A 15,439-nucleotide genomic window follows, 5' to 3' on the forward strand; every position below is an offset into this window, starting at 1 on the left:
TTCGGCGCTCATATAGACGTTTGCGGGGCCGGGGATCAAGAGATCGGCTTGCCGTGACAGGTCCGGTGGCTATGGTGGGCGCATGACGACAGATCAGATCATATTGTTTACGCTGTTTCTTTCCGTTTTTGCGCTGCTGCTGTGGGGGCGCTTTCGATACGATCTTGTGGCATTTACCGCCCTGATGATTGGTGTGGTGCTGGGGGTCGTCCCGGTGGACCATGCCTTTGCCGGGTTTGGCCATCCCGCAACCATTGTGGTCGCTCTGGTTCTGGTGGTTTCGGCGGGGCTGGTGCGTTCAGGCGCTGTTTTCATGATCACCCGGACGCTTGTCGATGCCTCACGCGGGCTGGGCGCGCATATCGCACTGATGGGTGGCATCGGGGCAGTCCTGTCGGCCTTTATGAACAATGTCGCCGCTTTGGCGCTGCTGATGCCGGTCGATATCCAGACAGCCCGCAAGGCTGGCCGCGCGGCAGGGCTGACCCTGATGCCGCTGAGTTTCGCAACAATCCTTGGCGGCATGGCAACCCTGATCGGCACGCCGCCAAACATCATCATCGCGTCGATACGGGGCGAGGCACTGGGTGAGCCGTACCACATGTTCGATTTCGCCCCGGTCGGCGGTTTGGCGGCAATTGCGGGTCTGGTTTTCGTTGCCCTGATCGGCTGGCGCCTGATCCCGGATCGGGGTGCGCAGGCCGACACGTCCGAGGCCCTTGCGGAATACATCGCGGAACTGACGATTCCGGCCGAGTCCGCACAAATCGGCCAGCGCGTAGCCGAGCTGGATGAAACCGCCGAAAAGACAGACGTCGCGATCATTGGCCTGATCCGCGATGGAAAACGCCGGTATGGCCGCGCCGCCAATGCGATCCTGCGTGAAGGAGACGCCTTGGTGTTGGAGGCGACGCCTGAGGCACTGGATGAATTCCGATCGGCGCTCAAACTGGATTTTTCGGATACAAGACGGCAGGAATTACTGACAGCCGCAGGTGACGGGCTTGAGGTTATCGAGGTCGTCGTTCCGGAAAGCGCCCGCATCACGGGCCGGACAGCACAGGCGCTGGGACTGTCATGGCGTCAAAGCACGGTGCTGATGGGTATCTCGCGTCAGGGCCGCCGCATCACCAATCAGGTTCGCAAGACCGAAGTCGAGCCGGGTGACATCCTGCTGCTGCTCTGCCCGCGCGACCGGGGACCGGACGTGACCGAATGGCTGGGCTGCCTGCCCCTGGCCGAGCGCGGACTGGCCGTGACCGCCAACGACAAGGCGTGGCTGGCCATCGGACTGTTTGCGGCCGCCGTTCTGGCCGCCAGCATCGGTCTGATCTATCTGCCGATTGCGCTGGGACTGGTGGTGATCGGATATGTACTGACCAAAATCCTGCCAATTGCCCAGATCTATGACCAGATCGAATGGCCCGTAGTGGTCCTGCTGGGTTCGATGATTCCTCTTGGAACAGCACTGGAAACCTCTGGTGGCACCGAACTGATCGCGGGTGCTTTGGTGTCGCTGACGGCCGGACTGCCGGCGTGGGCGATCCTGACCGTCCTGATGATCGTAACGATGACCCTGTCAGATGTGCTGAACAACACAGCCACCACCATTGTCGCAGCCCCGGTCGGCATTCAGATGGCCCGCACATTGGAGGTTTCGCCCGATCCCTTCCTTATGGCCGTGGCGGTTGCAGCCTCGGCGGCGTTCCTGACCCCAATCGGTCACAAGAACAACACGCTGATCCTTGGCCCCGGCGGCTATCAGTTCGGCGATTACTGGCGCATGGGGCTGCCGCTGGAAATTCTCATCGTCGCGGTTTCCATCCCGGCCATACTGCTGTTCTGGCCGCTGTGACCCGCGCCATATTGCCAAACCTCTGTTCTGCAGGATAAGGGCAGGCCATGAAACGCTTTCTGATCCTGCAGCTTCGCCCGGAAACGGATGCCGCCGACGCCGAGTTCGTGTCCATTCTGGACAAATGCGGATTGTCACCGGACCGTGTGCATCGCATCCGTCTGGATTGCGAGGATCTGCCTGATGGCCTGAATGTCACCGACTACGCTGGCGTGATCGTTGGCGGTGGCCCGGGATGCGTCAGCGACGATCCCGAGAAAAAGTCACCGCTGGATACCCGGATCGAAAACGCGATCATGGGCCTAATGCCACAGATAACGCAGGCCGATCATCCGTTCATGGGGTGCTGCTATGGTTTGGGCATACTGGCGGCGCATCTGGACGGCGAAGTCAGCAAGGCACGATACGGCGAACCGGTAGGTCCTTCGATTTGCCACCTGACAGAGAACGCGGCATCAGACCCGCTGACCGATGGATTGCAGCCGGTATTCGAAGCCTTTGTCGGCCACAAAGAAGCCGTGCAGGCCCTGCCCGACGGCTGCATCCATCTGATTTCCTCTGAGCCTTGTCCGTTCCAGATGATCCGCTGGGGGCAAAACGTCTATGCCACCCAGTTTCATCCCGAGGCGGATGCCCGAGATTTTGAACAGCGTATCAATATCTACAAGGATCACGGCTATTTCCCGCCTGAGGATGCACAAGAGCTGATTGAAGCGTGCCATTCGGCTGACGTCACCCAACCCGGCGAAATTCTGCGGCGGTTTGCCGAACGCTATGGGTGACCTAACGGCGCTGTTGCCTGATCCCGACCCCCTCGCCTAATCTGACCAGAAACGACTTTGGGAGGGGTTGTTTTTGGACTTTCTGATCAATGTGGGCCTGCCCCTGTCGCTGGCCATCATCATGCTGTCTCTGGGCGTCGGTCTGGAGGCAGGCGATTTTCGCCGCGTTCTGACCCGACGCTATCCTTTTGCCATCGGTGCACTCAGTCAGGTCGCCCTGTTGCCTGTTGTGGCGTTTGCTGTCGTAAAACTGTTTTCGCTGCCGCCTGAAATCGCCGTCGGCTTCATGCTGCTCAGTTTTTGCCCGGGTGGTGTAACCAGCAACATCCTGTCGAAACTGGCAAAGGGTGATGTGGCGTTGTCCGTCAGCCTGACCGCCGTCATCAGCCTGTTGTCGATGGTGACAGTTCCCTTTCTGGCCTCTTGGTCGATCAATCATTTCATGGGCGAGCAAGCACCAGAGGTTTCGATAAGCGGGCTGGCCTTTGCAATGTTCCTGATCACCACACTGCCCGTGGCAATCGGCGTCAGCCTTCGGCATTTCTCCAGAGATTTCGCACTGAGGATCGACGGGCCGCTTTCAAAACTGGCCACGGCCCTTTTCGTCCTCATCGTGATCGCAGCCCTTGCTGGGAACTGGCAGCTGTTTGTCGACAACCTTGGCGTCATGGGGGCCGGGTTGATCACACTCAATGTCGCTCTGCTTTTGATAGGTCTGGCGATTTCACGCGCCGCAAACCTGTCGTGGAACGAGAGCAAGACAATCTCAATCGAAACCGGAATTCAGAATTCGGCCCTTGGAATTACGCTGGGCGCACTGATCACTGGCACAACAACCGGATTCAGCCCACTGGCCCTGCCCTCGGCCGTTTACGGCATCACCATGTATGCCGTGGCCATCCCATTCCTCATCTGGTTCCGAAACCGCTGAAAGGACGCTTCATGACCGCAAATACAGCAGATGCGATCGTTGTCGGAGGTGGCCTGGCGGGCCTTGCAGCGGCGGCGGAACTGGGCGACAGGGGCAAAAAGGTGATCCTGCTGGATCAGGAGCCCGCGCATTTTCTGGGCGGGCAGGCCTTTTGGAGCCTTGGTGGACTGTTCATGGTGGACACCCCCGAACAGCGCCGGATGGGTATTCATGACAGTCAGGAACTTGCCCTACGCGACTGGATGGGCAGCGCACAATTCGACCGGGATGAGGACAATTGGCCCAAGAAATGGGCCGAGGCCTATGTCGAGTTCGCCGCCGGAGAAATGCGGCCATGGCTGCACGAGATGGGGCTGCGTTGGTTCCCGGTAGTCGGCTGGGCCGAACGTGGCGGTTCTTATGCCAATGGTCACGGCAATTCGGTCCCGCGATTTCACATTACATGGGGTACAGGGCCTGGCGTCCTGGAGCATTTCATCCGCCGGGTGCGTGAACATGTCAGTGCCGGTCTGATTCAGATGAAGTTCCGGCATCAAACCAGCCACATCATTATGCAAAACGGAACGGCCAAGGGTGTATCCGGCGAAGTGCTGGCTGACGACACCGCACAGCGCGGCGAAAAAACAAATCGTGACGAGGTGGGTGAATTCGAGGTCTATGCCCCTTCGATCATCGTTACGTCCGGTGGGATTGGCGGGAATTTCGAACTGGTTCGAAAAAGCTGGCCTCGTGATCGCCTGGGTGAACCACCCAAGGATATGGTGGCCGGTGTGCCATTCCATGTCGATGGCAGAATGATTGCCATCAGTGAAAAAGCAGGCGGCCATGTCATAAATGGCGATCGTATGTGGCATTACACCGAAGGCGTGCGCAACTGGGACCCGATCTGGCCCGCGCACGGCATTCGAATTCTACCCGGCCCCAGTTCCATGTGGTTTGACGCGCGCGGCAACCGGCTGAACCCTCCATGCCTGCCGGGATTTGACACCCTGACAACCCTGAGGGAAATTCTGAAGACGGGCTATGAATACAGCTGGTTCGTTCTGACCCAGAAGGTGATCAAGAAGGAATTCGCCCTGTCGGGGTCAGAGCAAAACCCCGACTTCACCTCGGGAAGCTGGAAAGAGGTCATCCGGCAGCGCATCCTCTCGGGCGCCAAGGCGACGGGACCGGTCGAGGCCTTCAAGGAAAAGGGCGAGGATTTTGTCGTGGCCAACACGCTGACAGAACTGGTCAGCGGCATGAACCAACTAGGCGGCGGTCTTATCGATGAGGCCGATTTGCGTAAACAGATCGAGGCACGTGATTCCCAGATCGACAATCCGTTTTCAAAAGACGCCCAGATCATGGCCATTCTTGCCGCCCGCAACTACCGCGGGGATCGCCTGATCCGCACCGCCAAGCCGCACAAGTTTCTCGATCCGGCCAACGGTCCCCTGATCGCGGTCAAGCTACACGTGCTGACCCGCAAGACACTGGGCGGGTTGCAGACCAATCTGGACAGCCAGATGATCGGCGCAGATGGCCAGATTGTGCCGGGCCTGTTCGCCGCAGGTGAAGTGGCAGGGTTCGGCGGCGGTGGGTACCACGGATACAACGCGCTGGAGGGCACATTTCTCGGCGGATGCATCTTTTCCGGCCGCAACGCAGGCAGATCGCGGGCCGTTGCCTGACCGCCCTGCCCTTATTGCGCCAGTCTGAAACGCAGGACAGTATCGCCCGCCGCGTCAGTCAGGATCAGTTCATTCCCCGCCCGCGTAAAGGTAACTACGCGCTGCAATGCCTTGAAGAACTGACGCTCGATCTCGTCATAAGGCGGGGGACAGGCCATCAGTGTCGCCGCCATGTTGTCTGGGAAATTGATGGCATTGCCGGAAATCTCGGCCTTGCCCGAAAAGCGATTGCACCCCCCGCTGCCGCCAAAAGCGCCGTCCTGACCAAAGGAAATTTCTGGCGGCTTGTCGGTATCAGGTGCCTCACCACCCCATTCCGTCGCGATCCATTTGGTATTCTCAAGCATCGCCTGTCCCTGATTGCTGACCTGAACAAGAACCAGATCGGCCTGATTTCCAGCACCATCCGTCAACACCGGATAGGCGGTATCCGTGGTGAACAGCAGCTTTCGCCCGTCATAGATTGACCCTCTGACGACATACCGCATCCCGTCCCGTACAAGAGCATCGTCATAGGTCAGTTGATAGGCCGCAGGCACCGCGCTCAGCGAATATCGCTGTGCGGACAGTGTAACCGCAGGCGCGTCGGCACGGGACACGTCCTGAAGCTCGACGACCAAGGTGGCGTCTGGTGGCAGCGCAATACGTTCGCGATAGGTCGCCGATCCCTGCACGGTTCCTGCGACTGCACCATCCTGGCCTGCAACTGCGATCAGTAGACCAGCCAAAGTGGCAATACCCAGTGCGGATTTACGCATGACAAACTCACCCTTTCAGATCCTGTTACCAAACAAGATCGTAAGAAAGTTTGAATTTTCAAGCTGTTCGGACAACTGTCGGCGGTAATGCGCCGCTGATCAAAGCGGCCAGATCAACGGGATCAGCAACGATGCCAGCAGGCCGACCGTCAGATTGAGGGGGATACCTACCTTCATGAAATCCATGAATCTGTACCCGCCGGGGCCATATACCAGCATGTTGGTCTGATATCCGATGGGCGTCGCGAATGAGGCCGAAGCCGCCAGCATAACCGCAATCACAAGCGGGCGCGGATCGACGCCAACCGCCTGCGCCAGCCCGATGGCAATCGGGGTGACAACAACGGCAACCGCGTTATTCGACACCAGTTCCGTCAGAACGGAGGTCAGCAGGTACACAGCCCAGACAATCAGGAAGGGCGGCAGCATACCAAGCGACGGGGCGATAGCGTTGATTATCAGTTCGACCGCACCCGAGCTTTCCAGCGCGGCCCCGATGGCCAGCATTGCAAAAATCAGGGCCAGCAGCCGACCCTCGACAAAAGAAAACGCCTCATCTGCGTCTATGCAGCGGGTCGCCAGCACAACGGCCACGGCAATGATCGAAAGCATCAGGATCGGCGCCACACCCAAGGCAGCCAGCAGAACAATTCCGATCAGCGACGCAATGGCAATCGGCGCATGGCTGCGCCTGTACGCACGCCCCGAAGGCTGCGCAACCTCGACCATATCCATATCGGCGGCCAGTTTCTGAATATCGGCAGGAGATCCCTCCAGCAGCAGCGTGTCGCCCACCCGGACCACCAATTCGTCCAGTTGCCGCCCGATGTTCTGATTACGCCGATGCACGGCCAGAACATACACGCCATAGCGGCGGCGCAACCTCATCGCACCCAATGTCCGGCCGATCATGCGGCAGCCCGGCGTTATCAGCACCTCGACGGTTTTGGTTTCCACGGCGGACACTTGGTCAACACGCTTGAGTTCCGGGTTGCTCTGAAGGCTCAGAAGTTCGGTCATCTGGGTCCGTAAAACGACGCGGTCGCCGACCCGCAGCGCTACCCCCTTCAGGTTGCGACGCAGGGATTCGTCGCCGCGGATCACATCGATCAGACGAACACCCTGACGTTTGAACAACTGCACCCCCGTAACTTCGCGCCCGATCAGGTTGCTGTCGGGGGGTATGACCGCCTCGGTAAAGAACTTCATCTTCGACCGGTCGCTGAGCATGCTCGCCATACTGTCCCGCTCGGGCAGAAGATGCGGCGCAATGAACCGCAGATAAACCATGCCATAGATCACCACGGCGATCCCAAGCGGGGTGACCTCAAAGATCGAGAAGGCAGGCAAACCCTGTGCCCGTGCCACACCATCGACCAGCAGGTTAGTTGACGTACCAATAAGGGTCAGTGTCCCGCCCAATATCGCCGCATAGCTGAGCGGGATCAAAAGCTTTGAGGCCGGAAGGTTCAGCGTGCGGGCGATTTGCACGAAAACCGGAATCATAACAACGACCACAGGAGTATTCGAAACCACAGCAGACGCGATGATAACAAAACCCATCAGCAGCCCGATTGCGATCCTTGGATTGACCTGTGCCTGCTTCTGGGCAACCGACGTAAAAGCATCCAGCGCGCCAGTTCTGACCAATGCCCCCATGATGATGAACATGGCGGCAATCGTCCAAGGAGCCGGGTTTGAAAGAACGACCAGCGCATTTTGGTAGGGCAAAATACCGGTCATCATCATCAATGCGACACCCGAGATGGCCACAACCTCGGTCGGATAGGTTTCGCGCATGAACATCACGAACATGCCCCCGACAATGCACAGCGCCAATATCGCGCTGCCAGTATCTGTCAATTGAAGGAAGTCCATTCGTGGTATTCTGTCCGAACCCTGTTCTGGCACAAGCGCCCTGCAGCCAGTTTCACGTATTGCGCGGCTGCGGGCAAGCCTCAGCTTACTTTAGCTTTGCCAAAGTTAGTGTTTTCACGGCCCGGCTTGCTCGAGCCGCCCGCCGACACGAACCATCCGCACCTTCGTCGCCTGACCACTTCTGTCGTCAGTTTCGACATAGACACCGCTCAGGGTCGCCTCACCGGTTGCGGGTGTGAAGCGGGCCTTTGGCATGCCGGTGATAAACCGGCGCATCGGTTCTTTTTTGTCCATCCCGATCACTGAATCGTAATCGCCGCACATACCCGCATCGGTCAGATAGGCGGTTCCGCCCGGCAAAATTTGCGAATCTGCTGTTGGCACATGCGTATGCGTTCCAATCACAAGGCTGGCGCGCCCGTCGCAATAGTGGCCCATCGCCATCTTTTCCGAGGTCGCCTCGCAATGCATATCCACGATGACGGCTTGCGCCTGACCACCACGCGGATGCGATTTGAGTATGGGTTCAATTGCAGAAAACGGATCATCGAACGGGCGCTTCATAAAGACCTGACCCAGAACCTGAACCACGAGAATTTTCCGCCCACCCGGCGCATTATACAGGCGATATCCGCGCCCCGGCGCGCCCTTGGCGAAGTTCACCGGGCGCACAATGCGTGGCTCGCTTTCGATGAACTGCAACATGTCTTTCTGATCGAAAGCGTGATCCCCAAGCGTCAGACAATCCGCGCCCGCTTCCAGAAGCAGTTTGGCGTGATCGCCACTCAACCCCATGCCGTTCGAGGCATTCTCACCATTGACGACCACGAAATCCAGACGCCATTCCTCGCGCAGGCGTGGCAGATGCTGCTGCACGGCCGCGCGCCCCGCGCGCCCCATGACGTCCCCAAGAAACAAAATCTTCATGTCTCGGGTCCTATGGGTATCGCACGGCGATAACAAGGCAGAACCATGCAAATTGCAGGCCAATCGCGATACTTGATTTTGAATTTTGCGATGGCAAGTTCATAGGGTAACCGATTCTCAACCAAGGATAATTTCAATGACGCGCACTGCCCTGACACTCTCGATGCTGCTGCTCGCCACTGGACTTGCCGCCCAGACGACAACAACCATGGCCAATCCTGCCGCTACCTTCTGCGTCGAAAACAACGGCGAATATCAGATTCGAAAAAACGCGGACGGCAGTGAGTACGGCGTCTGCATCCTGCCTGACGGCAAAGAAGTGGATGCCTGGGAATACCTGCGCAGTCATTTCGAGAACTAAGGATCAGAAGGTCAGAACCCGGCTTTCCGTAACGACCATATCCAAGGGTTGGTCGGTTGGCTCAAGCGGCAGGTCTTCGGCCTCTTGCGCATCAAACGCGAAACCGATCGCAAGTGTCGGGCGTTTGGCGCGCAGGCCTTCAAGCGTCCGATCATAGAATCCACCGCCATATCCCAGCCTACCGCCACGTACATCAAACGCCACCAGCGGCACGATCAGGATCTCGGGATCGAAGTAGTCATCGACCTCGGGCACCTTCGCACCAAAAGGTCCGTCCTTCAGCACCCCTTCCGGTGTCCAACGCGAAAAGCGCAAAGCCTGTCCCTGCCCCTGAATGACAGGAACGCCAACCGGACCATAGGCTGTCGCCTCGGCCATGGCTGGCAGAGGATCGATTTCCGTGCGGATCGGCATGTAGCCGGACATCGGAACCCCCCTATGCCCGGCAAGAATTTCGGACAGGCGTCCGGCCGCACCCGGCATCCTTGTTTCAAACGCCGCTTTACGGCGGGCAAAGGCGGCTTTGCGGGCCGCCGCTTTGATTTCCGTCAGGTCGGTCGTATCGCTCACAGTAACACCACGCTGGCAAGCCCCAAGAAGATGAAAAACCCCATCACGTCCGTCGTGGTCGTAACGAAGGTTCCCGATGCCAGCGCCGGGTCAACGCCCAGACGGTCCAGCACGACCGGTACTACCGTACCTGCGAAGCCCGCGATGATCATGTTCACGACCAGGGCAGACCCGATCACGACACCCAGCAACGGAGAATCGAACCACATCATCCCAACTGTGCCCAGCACGATGGCAAAACACAGGCCGTTCAGCATACCGACCAGCAATTCGCGGCGAATGACCCGCCCCACGTTTGCCGCCGTCAGGTCGCGTGTGGCCAGTGCCCGCACAGCCACCGTCAGCGACTGGGTCCCCGCGTTGCCACCCATCGACGCCACGATCGGCATCAGAATGGCCAGTGCCACCAACTGATCAATCGCCGCCTCGAATTGCGAGATTACCAGCGAGGCGCAGATCGCCGTACACAGGTTCACCGCAAGCCACGGCAGACGTCGCTTGCTGGTCGCCGCTACGCTGTCGGAGATAGAGCTGTCGTCGCTGACACCCGCAAGGCGCAACATGTCCTCTTCGTATTCCTCGTCCAGAACCGCCATCGCATCATCGATGGTGATGACACCAACCAGTCGGCCATCCGCATCAACCACCGGGGCCGAGATCAGGTGGTACTGATTGAAGGCATAGGCCACATCCTCCTCGTCCTGATCGACCGGGATAACGTGAAACTCTTCTTCTGCGATATCGCTCATCGGCACATCGCGCGGCGTCGCCATCAGCTTGCCAAGTGTGACATGGGCAATGGGCTTCAGCCGGGGATCAACAAGGATGACGTGATAGAACTGATCCGGCAGATCATCGCTTGCGCGCATGAAATCAATGGTTTGCCCAACCGTCCAATGCTCGGGCGCCATAACCACTTCGCGCTGCATCAGACGCCCGGCCGAGTTTTCCGGGTAGGACAGCGCCTGTTCCGCCGCTACCCTTTCGGAATCCTCCAGCGCATCCAGAATGGCCTCTTGTTGCGGCTCCTCCAAGTCTTCCAGGAGGTCGACAACATCATCACTTTCCAGTTCCCGCACGGCTTCGGCCAGAACATCGGGCCGCAGGACGTTGATCACCTCTTCCCGAACGGATTCGTCCAGCTCCGACAGGATTTCCCCAGCGAACTCCTTGTCGTAAAGCCGGATCAGGCGCGTACGGTCAAACGAGTTGATCTGTTCCAGAAGGTCGGCAATGTCCGCCGCATGCAGCGGCTCCATCAACTCGACAAGTTTGTCGCGATCGTCAACGTCAACCGCATACAGGATCGCCGTTACGGTCTTTGGATCCAGCGCATAGGCGTCATCGTCCCGGGGCTGATCGGTTCCGGCGCTTTCGTTGCCTGTCGTCATGCTCTGCCCCCTGATCCTGGCGATTGGACCTTAAATAGAAGAAGCAGCTACAGGAAAACAATGACAATGGTCCAATTTACCCACATCTTTACGCCCCTTATGCTGTGGATCGGTCCCAAACATGTGGAGAGTGATGTAAATGGCGCAAAAGACGCTTTTGAAAGGGCGCGTTCTGACGTTTACCGGAACCCCGTTCAACGAAGAACCCGATGATGCCGTGACCATCAGCGAAGCCGTCGTGGTCGAAGGCGACCGCATTGCTGCTGTTGGTGCGGCCGACGATCTGAGCCGCGCTTACCCGGATGCGGCGGTGACCGATCATGGTGACAAGATCATTCTGGCCGGGTTCATCGATCCGCATGTGCATTATCCGCAGACCGCCATGATCGCCAGTTGGGGCAAGCGACTGATCGACTGGTTGAATTCCTACACTTTCCCGGAAGAGATGAAGTTTGGCGCGGCTGAATACGCCTCCGAGATTGCCAACCGGTATCTCGACCTGACCACCGCACACGGGACCACCACGATGTGCAGCTTCTGCACCATCCATCCAGAGAGTGTGGATGCCTTCTTTACCGCCGCTCAGGCGCGCGGGCAGCGGGTTGTCGCGGGCAAGACCTGCATGGACCGCAACGCGCCAGACGGGCTGCGGGACACGGCGCAATCTGCCTATGATCAATCCAAGTCTCTGCTGCAGCGCTGGCACGGAACAGATCGCATCTCATACGCGATCACGCCCCGGTTTTCCCCGACATCCACGCCCGAACAGCTTGAGGCGATGGGCGCTTTGTGGGCTGAACATCCCGACTGCCTGATGCAAACCCACCTGAGCGAACAAACCGACGAAATCGAGTGGGTCAGATCGCTGTTTCCCGATGCGCGGGATTATCTGGATACCTATGAGAAGTTTGGCCTGCTGGGCGGGCGAGGCCTGTATGGTCACGCCATCCATTTGGAACAGCGTGAGCGGGACCGCCTGCGGGAAGTTGACGCGGCACTGATACACTGTCCGACGTCAAACACCTTTATCGGATCGGGGCTGTTCGACATGGCCGGCCTGATGCAGGACGGCCACCGGGTAGGGCTGGCAACAGATACCGGCGGTGGGTCCAGTTTTTCCATGCTGCGTACGATGGCTGCGGCTTATGAAATTGGTCAGCTTCGCGGCGTTCCCCTGCACGCGGCTCAGTTGCTGTGGCTGGGAACCGTCGGTTCGGCCCGAACGTTGCGGATGGAGGACCGCATCGGCAATGTGGCACCGGGAATGGAGGCCGATCTGGTCGTGCTTGACCTCGCCTCAACCCCGGCCATCTCCCAGCGCGTGAAAAGCGCCGAAACCATATGGGAGGCCGTTTTCCCCACCATTATGATGGGGGACGACCGGGCAATCACCGAGGTCTGGATTGGAGGGCGTCGGGTGTAATCACCCCCGCCCTTCCCTTCTTCAGTGCTGTTTCCCAATTAGGGCGGTGGCCAACCGGTTTTGCCGCTCGATCACGACCGGCAGATCGATGGTTGCAACATGGCCGTCACGGACAATCTGGCGCCCTTCCACGAACAAGTGTTTTACGCGTACGGGCCCGGCCAGCAAAAGGGCTGCCGGGTCCCAGCTTCCGGCGCTTTCCACTCCGCTGACATCCCAAATCGCGATATCCGCGCGCTTGCCAACCGCAAGCCGCCCGCAATCGGGGCGGTTCAGGACGTCCGCTCCGCCTCTTGTCGCGATTTCCAGCGCTTCCCGCGCAGACATCGCGTCAGCCCCTTTTGACACACGTTGCAACAGCATGGCCTGCCGTGCCTCGGCCACCAGATTGCCGCTGTCGTTGCTGGCCGAACCGTCCACGCCCAACCCAACATTCACACCGGCATCCCGCATGGCCCGTACAGGCGCGATGCCCGATCCCAGCCTGCAATTCGAACAGGGGCAATGCGCAACGCCGGTCCGGGTTCTGGAAAACAAATCGATCTCTTCCCCGTTCAGCTTCACGCAATGCGCATGCCAGACATCCGAACCGGTCCAACCCAGATCCTCGGCATATTGCCCGGGGCGGCAACCGAACTGGGCTTGTGAATAGGCGATATCCTCATCGTTTTCAGCAAGATGAGTATGCAGCATCACCGCCTTGTCCCGCGCCAGCAGGGCCGTGTCCCGCATCAGATCCCGGCTGACCGAAAACGGCGAGCATGGTGCAAGACCAACGCGGCACATGGACCCTTCAGAGGGGTCATGAAAACCGTCCACGACCCGGATCATGTCCTCAAGAATGGCCTTCTCGTCCTCGACCAGACTGTCAGGCGGCAAGCCGCCATCGCTTTCGCCGATGCTCATGGCACCGCGCGTCGGGTGGAACCGGATACCCAGTTCGGCAGCCGCAACAATCGTATCCTCCAGACGCGATCCATTCGGGTACAGGTACAGGTGATCCGAACTCAGCGTGCATCCCGACAGGGCCAGCTCGGCCAAACCGATCTGGGCCGACACATGGATTTCCTCGGGCCCGAAATTCGCCCAAATCGGATAAAGCGTTTTGAGCCAGCCGAACAACAGGGCGTCCTGCCCCCCGGGCACCGCACGCGTCAGCGTCTGGTAGAGGTGGTGGTGTGTGTTCACCAGGCCAGGTGTCACCACACAGCCCGAAGCGTCGTGTATTTCACCCGCCGTTGTCAGGTTTTGGCCAACAGCAGCTATCTGACCGTTTCGGACCAGCAGGTCTGCATCCGCAAGCTCTTGCCTGTCGTCATCCATCGTCAGGATGGTTTTAGCGTTTTTGATCAGGATTTCGTTCATCCCCACACTCCTTTTGTCGTCCGTCTCATACGAAGAGTGTGAAGGCCGGTGGAAAACGGACCCAAGAACCGGCTGTTGACGTTTTTATCCGCTGGCGCCGGTTCGGGCAACAAATATCAGTATTGCTGCAGAATGTTCAAAGCTGCCGCGTGAATCTCCGCATTTGCTGCGGCAAGAACCTGACCGCCTTCGTGCGCGGGATTACCTTGCCAATCGGTAACGATACCTCCGGCTGCGTGGATTACAGCGATGGGTGCCTGAATGTCATAGGCGTTCAATCCCGCCTCGATCACCAGATCGATCTGACCGGCGGCCAGCAAAGCGTAGGCATAACAGTCCATCCCGTAACGGGTCAGCTTTACCTGATCCGCAACCGCGCGAAATGCGGTCGCTTCTTTAGTCGTTCCGACCTCGGGGAAGGTTGTGAACAAAAACGCCTGATCCAGTGATGCCGTACTTCGCGTACCAAGTTTCGACTGTCCCTGCGGCCCGGTCGAAAAGGCAACGCCGGGCGAGCCGACAAAACGTTCACCGATGTAAGGTTGATCAATGATCCCTGTCGTGGGCCCATCCTGATCCCCCACGGCGATCAACACACCCCAGGTCGGCGTTCCGCTGATGAATGCGCGGGTTCCGTCAATCGGGTCGAGCACCCATGTAAGCCCGGTCGTTCCCGGAGATTTTCCGAATTCCTCTCCCCAGATACCGTCATCCGGCCGATGCGCCGCCAGTACTGCACGCATCGCCTTCTCGGCCTCGCGATCCGCGACCGTGACCGGATCAAATCCGGCCTCCAGCTTGTTCTGGGTATCAAGATTGGCTTGCCTGAAATACGGCAGGATCGCCGCTCGTGCGGCGTCCGCCATCATTTCGGCGACTTCAAGATCGCTGCTTGGGGTCAGTTCCATGCCCTACCCCTGCGTGTCAGCGCCAATGAAGTCAAGTCAGTGAAGTTATGCTACGTCACTCAGCACACGCGCCAGTTCAAACAGGCGGCGGCGTTGGTTTTCCGGAATCGCATAGTACGAACGCACAAGATCCAGAGCTTCCTTGTCACCCATCAGATCTGCAGGAACCGACTTTTTGTCTGCGCCGTCCTTTTGCGTCTCATCCAGACCTTCAAAGAAGAAAGAGACCGGAACATCCAGAGCCTCGGCAATGTCCCACAGGCGGGATGCGCTGACCCGGTTGGCACCAGTTTCATACTTCTGAATCTGCTGGAACTTAATCCCAACCTGTTCTGCCAACTGCTGCTGAGTCATTCCAATCAGCCAGCGGCGGTGCCTGACGCGCTTGCCCACATGGACATCGACGGGATGGGTCATGGGTTCTCTCCTCTGTTTCACTAACAACCGTTCGGGTAATCGTACCAACAGCCATGTTTCGCCATACTGGCGAGTGGCCAATTAAGAACTCCCTAATTCCGATTATGCACCCCGAACCGCACTGAGTGCAAATATTGCTGTTTTCGCGAAATAATTCAAGAAGGTTGAGTTTGAAACGGACAACACAGATTTGTGGTTGT

Annotated in this window: 14 protein-coding genes; 6 read left to right on the forward strand and 8 right to left on the reverse strand. The window is 58.6% G+C overall.

The window, feature by feature from the left end:
- Positions 1-82: 82 nt before the first annotated feature.
- The 4 genes from ACR0NA_RS06985 to ACR0NA_RS07000 all read left to right on the forward strand — a co-directional run bounded on the left by ACR0NA_RS06985 (position 83) and on the right by ACR0NA_RS07000 (position 5,241).
- Positions 83-1,855 carry an SLC13 family permease gene (locus ACR0NA_RS06985; RefSeq protein WP_480727380.1) on the forward strand — a complete coding sequence of 591 codons (1,773 nt, stop codon included), beginning with the start codon at positions 83-85 and terminating at the stop codon, positions 1,853-1,855.
- 47 nt (positions 1,856-1,902) lie between these two features.
- Positions 1,903-2,637, forward strand: coding sequence for a glutamine amidotransferase (locus ACR0NA_RS06990; protein WP_480727383.1), 735 nt, complete (start codon positions 1,903-1,905; stop codon positions 2,635-2,637).
- 73 nt (positions 2,638-2,710) lie between these two features.
- Positions 2,711-3,568 (forward strand): bile acid:sodium symporter family protein, encoded by an 858-nt coding sequence (locus ACR0NA_RS06995; RefSeq protein ID WP_480727385.1) that lies wholly within the window; start codon positions 2,711-2,713, stop codon positions 3,566-3,568.
- Positions 3,569-3,579: 11 nt separating this feature from the next.
- Positions 3,580-5,241: an FAD-binding dehydrogenase gene (locus ACR0NA_RS07000; RefSeq protein ID WP_480727387.1), complete on the forward strand. Its 1,662-nt coding sequence runs from the start codon at positions 3,580-3,582 to the stop codon at positions 5,239-5,241.
- Positions 5,242-5,252: 11 nt separating this feature from the next.
- On the opposite strand, the gene ACR0NA_RS07005 is transcribed toward ACR0NA_RS07000, so the two are convergent.
- The 3 genes from ACR0NA_RS07005 to ACR0NA_RS07015 form a co-directional block, all read right to left on the reverse strand.
- A complete protein-coding gene (locus tag ACR0NA_RS07005) occupies positions 5,253-5,999 on the reverse strand; it encodes a YbaY family lipoprotein (RefSeq protein ID WP_480727389.1) in 747 nt (248 codons plus the stop codon).
- Between the two features lie 99 nt (positions 6,000-6,098).
- Positions 6,099-7,877, reverse strand: a complete 1,779-nt coding sequence (locus ACR0NA_RS07010) for an SLC13 family permease (protein WP_480727391.1) — start codon at positions 7,875-7,877, stop codon at positions 6,099-6,101.
- Between the two features lie 114 nt (positions 7,878-7,991).
- The gene (locus ACR0NA_RS07015) at positions 7,992-8,804 is read right to left on the reverse strand and encodes a TIGR00282 family metallophosphoesterase (RefSeq protein WP_480727394.1); all 813 of its coding nucleotides are present in this window, start codon (positions 8,802-8,804) and stop codon (positions 7,992-7,994) included.
- A 136-nt stretch (positions 8,805-8,940) separates the two neighbouring features.
- On the opposite strand from ACR0NA_RS07015, the gene ACR0NA_RS07020 reads away from it, so the two are divergent.
- Positions 8,941-9,165: a putative hemolysin gene (locus tag ACR0NA_RS07020; protein WP_480727397.1), complete on the forward strand. Its 225-nt coding sequence runs from the start codon at positions 8,941-8,943 to the stop codon at positions 9,163-9,165.
- 3 nt (positions 9,166-9,168) lie between these two features.
- Here the strand turns inward: ACR0NA_RS07020 and ACR0NA_RS07025 are convergent, their stop codons facing one another.
- Both ACR0NA_RS07025 and mgtE read right to left on the reverse strand, forming a co-directional pair.
- A complete protein-coding gene (locus tag ACR0NA_RS07025) occupies positions 9,169-9,735 on the reverse strand; it encodes a 5-formyltetrahydrofolate cyclo-ligase (RefSeq protein WP_480448757.1) in 567 nt (188 codons plus the stop codon).
- On the reverse strand, positions 9,732-11,126 hold the full coding sequence (gene mgtE / locus ACR0NA_RS07030; protein ID WP_480727400.1) for a magnesium transporter: 1,395 nt from the start codon (positions 11,124-11,126) through the stop codon (positions 9,732-9,734). Before mgtE ends, ACR0NA_RS07025 begins: the two co-directional genes overlap by 4 nt.
- A 139-nt stretch (positions 11,127-11,265) precedes the next feature.
- On the opposite strand from mgtE, the gene guaD reads away from it, so the two are divergent.
- A complete protein-coding gene (guaD, locus tag ACR0NA_RS07035; RefSeq protein ID WP_480727402.1) occupies positions 11,266-12,549 on the forward strand; it encodes a guanine deaminase in 1,284 nt (427 codons plus the stop codon).
- Positions 12,550-12,570: 21 nt separating this feature from the next.
- On the opposite strand, the gene ACR0NA_RS07040 is transcribed toward guaD, so the two are convergent.
- The 3 genes from ACR0NA_RS07040 to ACR0NA_RS07050 all read right to left on the reverse strand — a co-directional run bounded on the left by ACR0NA_RS07040 (position 12,571) and on the right by ACR0NA_RS07050 (position 15,239).
- Positions 12,571-13,914 (reverse strand): 8-oxoguanine deaminase, encoded by a 1,344-nt coding sequence (locus tag ACR0NA_RS07040; RefSeq protein WP_480727404.1) that lies wholly within the window; start codon positions 13,912-13,914, stop codon positions 12,571-12,573.
- Between the two features lie 116 nt (positions 13,915-14,030).
- Positions 14,031-14,822, reverse strand: a complete 792-nt coding sequence (hisN, locus tag ACR0NA_RS07045) for a histidinol-phosphatase (protein WP_480727406.1) — start codon at positions 14,820-14,822, stop codon at positions 14,031-14,033.
- A 45-nt stretch (positions 14,823-14,867) separates the two neighbouring features.
- Entirely contained in the window at positions 14,868-15,239 is a 372-nt protein-coding gene (locus ACR0NA_RS07050; RefSeq protein WP_170650888.1) for a helix-turn-helix domain-containing protein, read from the reverse strand.
- Positions 15,240-15,439 lie beyond the last annotated feature (200 nt).

The sequence above is a fragment of the Ruegeria sp. C11 genome (assembly GCF_056537725.1).

Excerpts from the sequence above, each read along its gene's own strand:
- ACR0NA_RS06985 (WP_480727380.1), top strand. The coding sequence starts at position 83 with ATGACGACAGATCAGATCATATTGTTTACGCTGTTTCTTTCCGTTTTT.
- ACR0NA_RS06990 (WP_480727383.1), top strand. The coding sequence starts at position 1,903 with ATGAAACGCTTTCTGATCCTGCAGCTTCGCCCGGAAACGGATGCCGCC.
- ACR0NA_RS07000 (WP_480727387.1), top strand. The coding sequence starts at position 3,580 with ATGACCGCAAATACAGCAGATGCGATCGTTGTCGGAGGTGGCCTGGCG.
- ACR0NA_RS07005 (WP_480727389.1), bottom strand. The coding sequence starts at position 5,999 with ATGCGTAAATCCGCACTGGGTATTGCCACTTTGGCTGGTCTACTGATC.
- ACR0NA_RS07010 (WP_480727391.1), bottom strand. The coding sequence starts at position 7,877 with ATGGACTTCCTTCAATTGACAGATACTGGCAGCGCGATATTGGCGCTG.
- ACR0NA_RS07015 (WP_480727394.1), bottom strand. The coding sequence starts at position 8,804 with ATGAAGATTTTGTTTCTTGGGGACGTCATGGGGCGCGCGGGGCGCGCG.
- ACR0NA_RS07020 (WP_480727397.1), top strand. The coding sequence starts at position 8,941 with ATGACGCGCACTGCCCTGACACTCTCGATGCTGCTGCTCGCCACTGGA.
- mgtE (WP_480727400.1), bottom strand. The coding sequence starts at position 11,126 with ATGACGACAGGCAACGAAAGCGCCGGAACCGATCAGCCCCGGGACGAT.
- guaD (WP_480727402.1), top strand. The coding sequence starts at position 11,266 with ATGGCGCAAAAGACGCTTTTGAAAGGGCGCGTTCTGACGTTTACCGGA.
- ACR0NA_RS07040 (WP_480727404.1), bottom strand. The coding sequence starts at position 13,914 with ATGAACGAAATCCTGATCAAAAACGCTAAAACCATCCTGACGATGGAT.
- hisN (WP_480727406.1), bottom strand. The coding sequence starts at position 14,822 with ATGGAACTGACCCCAAGCAGCGATCTTGAAGTCGCCGAAATGATGGCG.
- ACR0NA_RS07050 (WP_170650888.1), bottom strand. The coding sequence starts at position 15,239 with ATGACCCATCCCGTCGATGTCCATGTGGGCAAGCGCGTCAGGCACCGC.